The following is a 12,800-nucleotide window of genomic DNA, read 5'->3' as shown; positions in this document are numbered from 1 at the left end:
CCGCCGCCCTCGTTGTTCGCCTTATAGGGCAACCAAACTAAAACTGTCAACGACAATTTCACAAATAATACAAAATTCTTTTCAACAGGGAAAACATAAGAAATTAACTGAATTGTAACCCTTCGCCAGAAGTGAAACCTGAATCAGGCTTATTCATACGCTAAATTCTGCCCTCTATATATAAAGAGTGAAAACGCCACTTCAAGGCTATCTTATTGCCATATGTTTGCGCTGAACTCGCAAACAAAAACCGCCCGCAAATAGCTTTGCAGGCGGTTTGGTTATCTGAGCACTTTTAAAAAAGACTATTTTGCAGCTGCGACCCGCTTTTCAAATGGGCCATGGGGAATCGTTGGGGGCGCAAAACTTTCTGCCGAAGCACGATCCCAACGACTATACCAATCGGATAATTCTTCGATTTCATCTTCCAGAAGCAAGAATCCGTCCGGCAAATATGGATAAACTTCATTGCCATCGAGGAATTTATTGTCGTTTTGACGGAACATGAAGTGGTAAGGCATGAAATCCCGCGGATCGGTCAGGCCGGCAGCACCGGCAATCTCGCCCAATGCATGCATCGTATTGCGATGGAATCGCGCGACCCGGTCACTTTTGTCACCAACATCAATGGCACGCTGGCGCAAAGGATCTTGTGTCGCGATTCCCACCGGACATTTATTGGTATGACATGCCTGCGCCTGAATACAGCCAATAGCAAACATGAAGCCACGCGCTGAGTTACACCAATCAGCTCCCAGAGCAAAAGCGCGCGCGATATCAAAAGCGGTAATGATTTTACCAGCCGCACCAATTTTGACCTGATCGCGAATCCCTGCGCCGCGCAATGTATTGTGCACGAAGGTCAAACCTTCCAGCATTGGCATACCAACACGATTAGCAAATTCGACAGGTGCCGCACCGGTTCCGCCCTCTTTACCGTCAACGACAATAAAATCAGGAATAATGCCGGTCTTCAGCATCGCCTTAACAATCGACATGAATTCGCGACGATGACCGATACAAAGCTTAAAGCCCACGGGCTTACCATTTGACAATTCACGCAACTGGCCGATGAACTCCATCAGGCCGAGTGGTGTTGAGAATGTGCTATGTGCTGGCGGCGAAATACAATCGACACCAATTGGAATACCGCGCGCCTCGGCAATTTCTTCTGTTACCTTAGGCCCTGGCAACATACCACCATGACCTGGCTTTGCACCCTGACTGAGTTTTAGCTCAATCATTTTAATTTGCGGATCAGCTGCGGTCCTGGCAAATTTTTCTGGCGAAAAGCTGCCATCATCATTGCGGCAGCCAAAATAACCGGATGCAATTTGGTAAATCAGATCACCGCCACCTTGGCGATGATAACGACTAATTCCCCCCTCACCGGTGTCATGAGCAAATTTACCCTTTCGCGCACCATTATTAAGTGCGGAAATGGCATTGGCAGACAAAGCACCAAAACTCATCGCCGAGATATTATAAAGACTGGCATCATAAGGCTGCGTACATTGTGAGCCGCCAATATGTACACGAAAGTCTGTATCGACGTTTTTGACCGGTGCTGTTGAGTGAGTCAGCCATGCATAGCCGGAGCTATAAACATTCTCGATTGTACCGAAAGGACGCTTATCTTCTTCGCCCTTAGAGCGCTGATAAACAAGACCGCGATCCTGACGGCTGAAAGGAACCTCGTCCTTATCACTTTCAATCATATATTGACGGATTTCGGGACGGATACTCTCCAGAATATAACGCATATGTCCAAGAATTGGATAATTACGCAAAACCGCGTGTTTTATCTGGATGACGTCATAAATACCAACGAGTGTTAGACCACCAAAGACAGGAAGTCCGACCCACCACCAATAACTGTGAAACACGCCGGCTATCAACACCAGGAAAGTGAGTAACGCGACAGCAGCAAATACCGTGTAGCGCAGGTTCAAATACATAGGTTCCACCTTAGTCATTGCCCGTTTGACGGCCATCTATGAGATGGCTCTCATATTGTCAAATAGCATTTTATTGTATCCAAAAGCTAACGGTGATTGCGATGATGTGCAAATTGGCCAAAGATGAGGCGCACTAATCGATTTAAATTCAACAATGAAAACAATCTGGTGTAAAATCACCACCTCACAACATATTTATTAAAGAAATGTCACTATATTATTTTTGTGAATGGCTGGTAAAATTTAACATTCTATGGGATGAAGTCCCTAAAAATCCTGACCAATTATAAAAAGCCCCATCATGTCTAAGAGCACCCACCCACCTTTTCGTTTTCGTGATTTAAGAGCGGCCCTTTGCCTGATGGCAGTGGGTGGCATTGCTCTGTTGGGCGCGATGCTAACGCCAACCGGCATCAATTATCAATATGGCATTGTATTGCCTATGTGGTCCGATCTTGGTGAAACGCTTGCCATGGTTGGTCAGGCAAATGGCGAAATTATCTCCATCAATGATAAAACGGGCATTGCGCTTGTTTATTCGGACGAGGATGATTTTGTCAGCAAAATTTATGAAGCCGGTGCATGGCTGGTTTTTGAGCCTTTGGAACTTGGCGGTTGTATCAGTTTTGGTGAAAGCTACGGTGCTTAAATGAACGGTGAACTTGATAAACTACGCACAAAGTTCAGCAGATTTCTGGTCATTTTATTATGGCTGCATCTGCCGGTTTTATTGCTCACCGCTTATGCCCTCGACAAACCGCCCTATGGCGCGGTAATTGCCGGTGCTGTTCTCGCAGGTGTTTACCATTTGTCATGGCTCAAAAACGGCATTGCTGAAAGCACGCGCTACATCTCAGCCGTTGCCTTAATGGGCGAACCGGTTATCTTTCTTTATTTGCTGCGCGGTCATGACTGGCAAATGGACGTACATATGTACTTCTTCGCCATGCTGGCACTGACCATTGCATGGTGTGACCGTCGCGTTATTATTCTTGCAGCCATAACTGTAGTCATCCACCATCTCACTTTAAATTTCATGCTGCCTTATCTGGTGTTTCCAAATGGCGGCAATTTCAACCGTGTTATCTTGCACGGTGTCATTGTTGCATTTCAATCCACTGTATTGATTTGGTTCTGCAATATGCTGGTGGATAGTTTCCATCGCAACGAAGTCATGAATAATGAGATTGAGGCGAAAAACGAAGCACTGGAAGAACGCTCAAAGGCAGCAGAAGCAGCTTATGAAGCCAAGGGGGTCTTCCTCGCCAATATGAGCCATGAAATCCGCACCCCTATGAATGCAATTCTTGGCTTTTGTCATCTGATTATGCGCACAGATTTGACCGACAAGCAGCGCGATTATATGTCTAAAATCAGCGGCGCGGGCTCGTCGCTTCTACGCCTGATTAACGACATTCTTGATTTCTCCAAAAACGAAGCCGGCAAGCTCACCCTTGAGCGCCGTTCTTTCAATATTCGTAATGCTGTCAACAACCAGATCTTTCTGGTCACCAATGAGGCCGATGCAAAAAATGTTCGCCTGAAAACCCTGTTTGCTCCCGATATCCCGCACAGGGTAATTGGTGATGAACTGCGCTTTAATCAGGTATTGATGAATATTGTCAGCAATGCCATCAAGTTTAGCGAAAATGGCAGCGTGACAGTTGAGGTTAAACTCACCCAGCCAGCCACCGAAAAGGTCAATATTGCTGTGTCCGTAACCGATACAGGTATCGGCCTGACCCAGGAGCAACAGAAAAACCTCTTTAACTCATTCACACAAGCCGACAGTTCCACTACGCGCCGTTTTGGCGGCACCGGTCTTGGCCTCATCATCAGCAAGCAAATTGTCGAGCAGATGTCGGGCAAGATTGAGGTGAAAAGCGTAGCCAACGAAGGCAGCACGTTTACTTTCAATGTGGTTTTTGACTCCGCCGAAAATGACAAGCGCGACGTGACCTATGTGCCGGAGCATATTCAGGCATTGCGTGTGCTAGTTGCAGACGACAATCCGGCCTCGCGTGAAATCCTGCAAAGTATCTTTGCATCATGGTCGATGAAAATTGATCTGGTGGCCTCCGGTGAAGAAGTGATCGGCGCGTTGGTTAATCACCAAAACAGCAATACACCTTACGACCTGTTGCTGCTTGACTGGAAAATGCCAGGCATGGATGGTCTTAACACGCTGAAAGTCATGCATGCTGATACGCAGATCAATCAATTTCCGCATGTTATTTTGATCAGCGCTTATGGCCGCGAACAATTTGAACAAGAAGCAGAAAAATCCGGTGTCACCAGCTTCCTGACCAAGCCGATTGAAGAAGCGGCATTACTCGAAACAATTGTTAATCTCTTTAATGAGCAAAAAGCGCCTGACAAAGAAAAACTGCCCGATACGCCAACAGTTTCTGCCCATGCGCAAGGCAAGCAGGTACTCTTGGTTGAAGACAATGCCATCAATCAAGAAATTGCGGCTGAGCTCTTGATGGATGCCGGTTTGAATGTTGATACGGCCGACAATGGTTTGATTGCGGTTGAAATGGTCAAAGCCAATCCGGATAAATATCATGCAATTTTGATGGATGTTCAAATGCCGGTGATGGACGGCATAGAAGCTACCAAAACTATTCGTCAGACAATGAGCGCTGAGCAGCTGCCGATTATTGCTTTAACAGCACATGCTTATGAAGAAGAGCGCAATAAATGTTTTAAGGCAGGCATGAACGATCATGTCTCGAAGCCGATTGACCCGCAAGTGCTGGTACAAACTCTGGACAAATGGCTCCATAAAGATGAGCCATCGATAGCACAGGTGCCGGTCAAACAAACAGACGTAGCAAAAGAGTCAGAAAACCTCCCTGATAATTTGCCGCCGTTTGACATTGCAACAGCTCTTGTGCGGGTGAACGGTAAACGTAAATTATTGCGCAAGCTCATCATTAACTTTGCGGATAGCTTTGAACATGTAGTCAAAGAACTGAAAAACAAGCAACTGGCCAATGATATGGAAGGCGCGCGCCGTCAGGCGCATACCTTGAAAGGTGTTGCCGCTTCCTTGGAACTTGCAGAAGTTTCACGGGCTGCACATCAGCTTGAGCTTGCTTATGCAGCGCAGGATCTGAGCAATAACCAGAGCTTGCTTAGCAATCTCGAGGCAATAATCAAACCGGCGCTTGAGGCTGCGCAGTCTTTACAGCCAGCACAGGTTAAAAATACAGCCGTAAAATCTGCGGGTCTCGATTTTGATGCCGTCATTAACGATACTGCACTTTTGCGGGAGCTACTGGTCAAGCGTAGCCTGCGCGCACGCAGCAGCTTCGAAGAACTGGCAGGAAAACTAAACACGAGCTCGACTGAGATGCCCCTGCTCCCTGTTAAACAGGCGATCGACAAACTAGATTATGAGAAAGCGCTCGCGGCTCTGGATCAATTATTAATGTCAAAGGCAGACAAATCATCATGAACAATCGCGCTGTCATCCTGATCGTTGATGATGAAGTTACCAACATCGAAATCATGAATGCGGTGTTGGAAGACACTTACGAGATTTGCTTTGCTACATCCGGCGAGCAGGCAATCGAGGTGGCTCGCACAGTTCTGCCAGATCTCATTCTGCTAGATGTTATGATGCCGGGCATTGATGGCTACGGTGTATGTGAACGTATTAAATCAGAACGTCTACTGGCTGATGTACCGGTGATTTTCACCACCGGCCTCACCGATCAGGAAGCGGAAGTACGTGGCCTTTCGTTGGGCGCGATTGATTATATCACCAAACCTATCCAGCCGGTGGTTTTGCGTGCGCGTGTGGCTAATCATATTGAGTTGAAACGTCTGCGTGACCAGTTGGCCCAAATGGCTGTCACAGATGCTTTGACTGGCTTGAGTAACCGCCGTCATTTGGAAGAAACCATTAAAACCGAAATCACTGATCTGGCAGCAAACAAAGACTGGCTGTCGGTTATTCTGCTCGACATTGATTTCTTCAAATCCTTCAACGACACTTATGGCCATCCTGAAGGTGATCGCTGTCTGATTATGGTAGCCTCCGCGCTTACCCGCGCTATGCATCGCTCAGATAACACCGTTGCCCGTTATGGCGGCGAAGAGTTTGCCTGTATTTTACCAGGTGCTGACTACGACTCAGCTATGAGAATAGCACAAGGTATCAAAACTCAAGTGCAGGCGCTCAACATACCGCATTCCGGCTCCTCAATCAGCCCGTTCCTGACTATCAGCATGGGCGTCGCGTCGGCTATCGCCGAGAACGATATGACATCTTCCGACTGGATCAACCATGCAGATCAGCAGCTTTATTTAAGTAAAGCTGGCGGACGGGATATGATTTCCGGTACAGTTTTCACGCAGGAAAACTAATTATTTTAAACTTTACTGATATGCACTGAAGAAAATAACCGCATATGATTCATGCGGTTTTTTCTTTTTAAAGTCTTTTTTACTGTAAAAATCACCACAAAAACGAACTATATCTTTACGCGAAACGAACATTTTTTCTTTATAAAAATTCAACTAAAACTAGAAATTGCAAATTCTCCCGCAATAAAATACATTTTTATTGCGTTTTTTATGCATTTTGTTACCTGTTTTTCTCGTAAACAATTGCATTTTGAGTTGCATGGCGTTATTCCCACTGTCTGATTAAATAACAAACTGCAATCACGGCGAACGGCTCGGTAAGACCAGTGGGAGGTCTTCCAACACGCATAATAATAATTGCGTATATATGTTCGCCTCATGCTCGACAGGATTAATCACTCAAAGACACGCATTAGCTTGCGTTCTATCGCTTACATACGATTGAAACGGATACAAGAATGGCTCAAGAACTGAATTCCCCTGCGCTAGAAATGAGAACAGAGCATGACATGCTCGGTGAAATGGATATTCCGCTACACTTACGCTATGGGATTCAGACGGTTCGAGCGTTGGAGAATTTTCCCATTTCCGGTGTAAGCATTGGTCAGTTTCCAAGCTTGGTCAAAGCTTTTGGTATTGTTAAAAAGGCAGCCGCTACCGGTAACTATGCTGAAGGCAGCCTCACTAAACAACAATTTGATGCTATTTGCCTTGCCTGCGATGACGTCATCAGCGGCACATTGAATGACGATTTTGTCGTTGATGTTTTCCAGGGCGGCGCCGGCACATCCACCAATATGAATGCCAATGAAGTGATCGCAAACCGCGCGCTTGAGCATCTCGGCAAGCCACATGGCGCTTATGATGTCATTCACCCGAATGAAGACATCAACCGCTCCCAGTCGACCAATGATATGTACCCGACCTCGGTGAAACTGGCCATACTTCTTAGCAGTCAGGATTTGCTGAATGCGCTGGATATTCTAATCGCATCCTTTGATAAAAAAGCAGTTGAATTCAAAGAGCACGTCAAGCTTGGCAGAACCCAGCTTCAAGACGCTGTTCCAATGACATTGGGTCAGGAATTCAACGCATTTGCTACTATATTCAAAGATGATGTTATCCGTCTTAAAGACGCCATGACGCAGCTTACCGAAGTCAATCTCGGAGGCACTGCAATCGGCACCTGCATTAACGCATCGCAAGCCTATATTGATGTGTCTTTTGAAAACTTGCGTAAGTTCAGCGGTATTGAAATGAAACCGGCCAAAGACATGATCGCAGCCAGCTGGGATATGGGCGCATTCATCAGTTATTCGGGCGTATTGAAGCGCATTGCATCAAAACTTTCCAAAGTCAGCAATGATCTGCGCTTGATGTCGAGCGGCCCGCGCGGCGGCATTGGCGAAATTAAATTGCCTGCACAGCAGCCTGGATCATCCATTATGCCGGGTAAAGTTAATCCGGTCATACCGGAATCAGTCAATCAGGTCTGCTTTCAGGTCATCGGTCTTGATGTAGCTGTCACTATGGCAGCAGAAGCTGGTCAGTATCAGCTGAACGCTTTTGAGCCATTGATTGCTTACAATATTCTGACCTCGATCCAGTTGCTTTCCAATGCATCACGCAATCTGGTTGAAAAATGCGTTGATGGCATTGAAGCCAATGTTGAGGCTTGCCGCACAATGGCAGAAACCTGCACCACCTTAGCGACCGCTCTGGTTCCGGTGATGGGCTACGATGCAGCGATCCGGATTGCAAAATCCGCACTCAATGACGGTGTCAGCGTCAAGGAAGCTGCGATTGCTGAAGGTCTGGATCCGGTATTGGCAGCAGAACTGCTTGAACCAATGCGCATGACCAACGCGCAGTAAGTCATAAAAACTATTACAGTTTCCATTATTTTCCTTTGTCTGTTTAAACCAACAGACAAAGGATTTTTTTATAAAACTGCTGCATTTTAAGACAAAAGCTGAGAAATGCCATTATAGCCGCACAGATGACGCTTGGCCTGATTCCAGAAGTTCTCATTTCTGTTGACGTGATTCATGTCCTCGGCGAACAGTTCCGAGTGGTTAATCCGGACATGATGGAACTCGAAAACTTTCAGAACATTATAGGCACCGAAACTGTCGGTGTAGGGGATGGAGACCGGCCTCACCTTGTCCCGTATGATTGAAAAACGCGTGTCTGTACAGGCATTAGGGATGACAACGATATGAACCCTACCACATTGCTTGAAGAGCCCGAAGTCGAGCTTTTTTTAACCTATTGAAGAGAGAACGCGTTCGACGCAAAACTTTCGGTACCCGAGCTGAAGCAAGGCAAGACGTATTTGATTAGATTGAGATGTTTTATTACCCACAACGCAAACATGATAGAAATGGTATGCTTTCACCAGTGCACTTAGTACAGATCCACAAAATGAAGACGAAGAGTGTCTAATTAACTCGGGGCTATTCAACTGGGTTGCCATGTTTTAACGATTAAACGCGCTGACAAAATTTTTCCGATCTTTTTAAGGCCCAAGCAACGCGGCCAAATACCTACTGTACGCGTTATTTTGGCCAAAGACAGAGATTTAATTCTCACCTCGCTTGGCTCACTATCAAACTATTCATTGGCGAATGGTTTCTTTTTTCTTGAAATGGTCGCGGTTAAAAAACCGGACTTATGGGAAACTTCATTCCGTAAACGCTCAGCACCAATTCGATCTACTAAAATAAAAAATACTATCACCATAGATCATGCATATACAGAGTTAGTATAGCAAATTTAATATTCCAATAAAAAAGCCCTTAGCAGTATCTGCCAAGGGCTTTTTCGTATTGAGATAATCCTGAATCAGAATTTAGATGTCATTCCAACCCAAAGACGACGACCATCAACAGATGTATTGAAATCATCACCCCCGACCTTCTTGTCAAACATATTAGAAACAGCTGCATTAAGCGTCACATGTTCGCTAAATTCGTAAGTTGAGCCAATATCAAAAGTCAAATATCGACTATATTTATAAGCTATAGCTTTTCCATCATTAACATAGGCATACGGCTTACCTTGCGCTCCAAGACGCGCACCCGCATTTATTTCAGAGCCATCATAGTTGGCTGCAGTCCATGCAGAAAGACCTTCTACAGGCGTTGTCCAGTCGGCACGAATATTAGCCATATGCTCTGGCGTACGAGTTAACGGCAAGCCATCAAAATTACCACCCTTCTGGCGGGAATGCGTATAAGTATAACTTGCACGCATACGAATATCATTGGTAACTTCCCAGTGTGCGGTCAGTTCCACACCCTGCATAACGGCATCGTCAATGTTATAATAAATCCACTTATTATATTCGGTTGCACCGATGGTCACACGGTCTTTCGTTTTTACACTTGCAATTTTATCTTTGAAATCAGTGTAAAAATACGTAGCACCGAACTGCAGTCCATCATTATTATCCCACAACGTACTAAACTCGTAACTTGTACTTTTTTCAGAAGTCAAATCAGGATTGGCCATAATTACACCAGCACCTTTTTCTGTGGTATATAATCAGGAACTATTGAGCGAATTTCAGGAGCTTTAAAAGCGGTAGATAAACCACCTTTAAATGTAAACAGCTCAGTTGCATGCCAAACTGCATAAGCCCGTGGGCTGTAATGCGAACCATAAATTTCGTGATCATCCCATACGCAAGCCACCAGTGAACGAGAAATCCGGTGTTACCCACCATTCATTCTCGGCAAACAGTGCCCATTGGCGTACTCCGAAATCATCATAAATTTCATTCTTATGACCAGGATTTTTATCAGTTAATTTTGCATCAAAGTACTGACCACACATTACGAGCGTATGCTGACCATAAAACTCAAACGGCGTAGTAAATTTCCCATCCAAAACGGTGTTGCGAACTTCAGGCACGCGTGAATTTTTAGTGAAATCAGCGTTTTTGTCAGCTCGGGCAAAACTGCTGCGTTTTGCCCACTCTTGCGAGAAAGAAAAAACAGATGTCGTTGCCCCCAAACGACCTGTATGGCTGATCGACCAATGTTAACGATCATTATAGTTATAGTTATCTTTCGTTTTACCGTTGCCCTCGAGAATTCGTCCCACATGGCTCTCACGGCGCAAACGCGTGATACCACCGTCAAAAATAATATCATGATCTTCGTTAGGCGTGATTGTCAGCTTACCACTGAGATCGCCGTCACGTTGTTCTTGAGTACCGCCAATCACTTTATCCTGATTACGCTTCATGCCGTGCCCCCAGAGCTGCAGTCCAACAACATCATGCACTAAAGGGCCGTTTGCATAGAATGAAAACTGACCGCTATTGCCATAGTCAGATTTCTGCAAAGTGCCATACACAGTTACTTCGCCATGCCATCCGTCGCTGGCTTTTTCGTAATGATATTGATAACACCACCCATCGCATCCGAGCCATAGAGCGATGACATTGGGCCACGTACAACTTCTATACGTTCAATCGCTGATGCAGGTGGAATAAAGCTTTGCTCAAAGCCCGAGTTACCATTTGTACGCGTTTCACGTGTGCTCCGTCGCTTACCATCAACGAGAATAAGCGTATATGCCCCAGGCAATCCACGGATCAGAATATCCTGCTCGTTGGCAACACCAGTAACACTCACGCCTTGAACACTCGCCTGAGCATCAGTCAGGTTACGGAATGCACCCTTTTTAATTTCGTCCTGCGGTACAACAGTAATGCTGGCAGGGGCATCTTTCACATTCTGTTCAAAACCGGTTGCCATAAAAACGATCTGATCCAGTAGAATTCCACTGCCCCTCTACAATGATTGCGCAATTTCTTCTTCGGTCAGTGCAGGCTTCTTTTTAGCTGTCTGCGCCTGCGCGGTAACAGATAGAGACAATAAAGTAACAGCCAAAATTGTCCTGCAGGCAAGCCACGAAAAATGGCGCGGCTTGATCGGATCCAACAATTGCGAAACAGGCGTCACTGCAGATTTACGTCCCACACTGGTCATTTCAATTGCTCTCCTAATTAATATGAGTTATTAACTCATCTTAATTAGGAGAGCGTGTAAAGCTCAATTGCCATGATTCAAACTTATTTCAACATCAGCTTTTTGCAATTAACGATTCAGCATTCGCTCACTCATCATCCAAAATCAAAAACAATTTTGTTTGCAAAGGGTTAGCACCGTGGCTGAAGACAATAGCACCATTACTTTGCCATCCTCACACCTCGGACAACTGAGCTTACTGGTTGCGCTAGACACACTACATGTGGAAGGTAGTGTCCAAAAAGCAGCAGCTCAAATAGATTTAAACGCACCAGCAATGGGCCGTATGCTTGCGCAAATACGTGAAGCTTTTAATGATCCGATCTTCATTCGTTCAGGCCGCCGTATGCTGCCGACTCCAAAGGCCGAAGACTCACGTTTGCATTTGCGCGCCGTCTCCCCAGAAGCAGAAAACCTGCTAAAACCGGAGCCCGCACAAGAAAATATTATGGCTTGTGGTACATGGCGCACTCAGGCGCTTTTTACGACACCCCCCATTATCTCTAAGAAAACCTCTGCTGGATGGTCAACCATCCCCTCAACAGCAGACGCAACAGTTGGCTGACCTAACACATCATCATGACCCCATCATCAGGTTTTCACGTTTTCTTGGCATTGTTGGCCGTGGCAGCGGTAATAGCCGTCCTTTATCTGTCGAAGAAGCACAGGAGGCATTTTCTCTTATTTTGGAAGAGAAAATTGACCCGATGCAGCTTGGCAGTTTCTTAAGTCTGATCCATTATCGTGGCACTTCTGCACAAGAACTTGCTGGCATGATTTATGCCATCCATCAGCATTACAGTATGAATGATCCCTATAGCCAAAGCGCCGATCTTGATTGGCCAGCCTATCTTTCACCCAACTCACAGCGCGCTCCATGGTTTATGCAAGCAGCCAAATTGGTTGCACAGGCAGGCCATAAAATCGCTCTACACGGCAATAACGGAACGGGCGATACTAGTGGTAAAATTGAAAAAGCTGCACGTGCATTGGGTATACCCGTCACAGTCAATATTCGTCAAGCAAGTGAATATTTGAGCAGCAGCAACATTGTTTATTTACCGCTTCCCTCCTTTGCGCCGCACTTGGCAGCGCTGAATGCACTTTATCCGCTTTTTGCCACACGCTCACCGGCTGGGGACTGTGTACACTGCCCCCTGCAAGCACATTCCAGCTTGCTGGGTGTCTCCCGCCCTGCTTATCGCGAACTCCATCGTGATACGATCAACCTGATGCTCAACAGACAGAAAAAAATGACGTGCTCCCCTTTTTAGGACCACCCGGCTGGTGGTTTTCCCGGGGTTTAGGCTTTGGGCGAACCAGATGCGCCTGAGCCATTCATCAACGAAATCGGCGGTTTATTCCCTATAGCGCTGTGAGGTCGAACCTCGTTGTAGTCTACACGCCAATCTTCCATCTTTTGGCG

At 46.0% G+C, this 12,800-nt stretch carries 9 protein-coding genes and 3 pseudogenes; 7 read left to right on the top strand and 5 right to left on the bottom strand.

The annotated features are described in order from the left end of the window. Positions 1-305 precede the first annotated feature (305 nt). Positions 306-1,958, bottom strand: a complete 1,653-nt coding sequence (locus FHS77_RS14775; RefSeq protein WP_246431364.1) for an FMN-binding glutamate synthase family protein — start codon at positions 1,956-1,958, stop codon at positions 306-308. Positions 1,959-2,259: 301 nt separating this feature from the next. Here FHS77_RS14775 and FHS77_RS14770 point away from each other — a divergent pair, with 301 nt between their 5' ends. The 4 genes from FHS77_RS14770 to FHS77_RS14755 all read left to right on the top strand — a co-directional run bounded on the left by FHS77_RS14770 (position 2,260) and on the right by FHS77_RS14755 (position 8,209). Next, complete coding sequence (locus FHS77_RS14770) at positions 2,260-2,607, top strand: hypothetical protein (RefSeq protein WP_184224698.1); 348 nt, start codon at positions 2,260-2,262, stop codon at positions 2,605-2,607. Beyond that, a complete protein-coding gene (locus tag FHS77_RS14765; RefSeq protein WP_184224697.1) occupies positions 2,608-5,421 on the top strand; it encodes a hybrid sensor histidine kinase/response regulator in 2,814 nt (937 codons plus the stop codon). Next, the gene (locus tag FHS77_RS14760) at positions 5,418-6,335 is read left to right on the top strand and encodes a GGDEF domain-containing response regulator (RefSeq protein ID WP_184224696.1); all 918 of its coding nucleotides are present in this window, start codon (positions 5,418-5,420) and stop codon (positions 6,333-6,335) included. Before FHS77_RS14765 ends, FHS77_RS14760 begins: the two co-directional genes overlap by 4 nt. A gap of 458 nt (positions 6,336-6,793) precedes the next feature. Further along, on the top strand, positions 6,794-8,209 hold the full coding sequence (locus tag FHS77_RS14755; protein ID WP_246431363.1) for an aspartate ammonia-lyase: 1,416 nt from the start codon (positions 6,794-6,796) through the stop codon (positions 8,207-8,209). Positions 8,210-8,313: 104 nt separating this feature from the next. On the opposite strand, the pseudogene FHS77_RS14750 reads toward FHS77_RS14755, so the two are convergent. After that, positions 8,314-8,586 (bottom strand): annotated as a pseudogene (locus tag FHS77_RS14750) (transposase); the annotation flags it as partial. Between FHS77_RS14750 and FHS77_RS14745 the strand changes: the two are divergent. After that, positions 8,580-8,780: pseudogene (locus tag FHS77_RS14745) on the top strand (IS3 family transposase); the annotation flags it as partial. The pseudogenes FHS77_RS14750 and FHS77_RS14745 overlap by 7 nt on opposite strands. A 399-nt stretch (positions 8,781-9,179) precedes the next feature. Here FHS77_RS14745 and FHS77_RS14740 read toward each other — a convergent pair. Both FHS77_RS14740 and FHS77_RS14735 read right to left on the bottom strand, forming a co-directional pair. After that, positions 9,180-11,122 (bottom strand): annotated as a pseudogene (locus FHS77_RS14740) (TonB-dependent receptor domain-containing protein); the annotation flags it as partial. Between the two features lie 15 nt (positions 11,123-11,137). After that, positions 11,138-11,335 (bottom strand): hypothetical protein, encoded by a 198-nt coding sequence (locus FHS77_RS14735; RefSeq protein WP_184224695.1) that lies wholly within the window; start codon positions 11,333-11,335, stop codon positions 11,138-11,140. Between the two features lie 178 nt (positions 11,336-11,513). Between FHS77_RS14735 and FHS77_RS14730 the strand changes: the two genes are divergently transcribed. Further along, positions 11,514-11,939 carry a LysR family transcriptional regulator gene (locus tag FHS77_RS14730; protein ID WP_184224694.1) on the top strand — a complete coding sequence of 142 codons (426 nt, stop codon included), beginning with the start codon at positions 11,514-11,516 and terminating at the stop codon, positions 11,937-11,939. Beyond that, positions 11,932-12,648: a hypothetical protein gene (locus tag FHS77_RS14725; protein WP_184224693.1), complete on the top strand. Its 717-nt coding sequence runs from the start codon at positions 11,932-11,934 to the stop codon at positions 12,646-12,648. The genes FHS77_RS14730 and FHS77_RS14725 overlap by 8 nt, the downstream gene beginning before the upstream one ends. Positions 12,649-12,677: 29 nt before the next feature. Here the strand turns inward: FHS77_RS14725 and FHS77_RS14720 are convergent. Further along, positions 12,678-12,800, bottom strand: a 123-nt coding sequence (locus tag FHS77_RS14720; RefSeq protein ID WP_184224692.1) for an integrase core domain-containing protein, incomplete at its 5' end; no start/stop codon positions are given.

This window comes from Paenochrobactrum gallinarii (assembly GCF_014205685.1).
GTDB lineage: Bacteria > Pseudomonadota > Alphaproteobacteria > Rhizobiales > Rhizobiaceae > Paenochrobactrum > Paenochrobactrum gallinarii.
The sequence above is the reverse complement of the archived record's forward strand: the minus strand, read 5'-3'. Positions and strand labels throughout refer to the sequence as shown.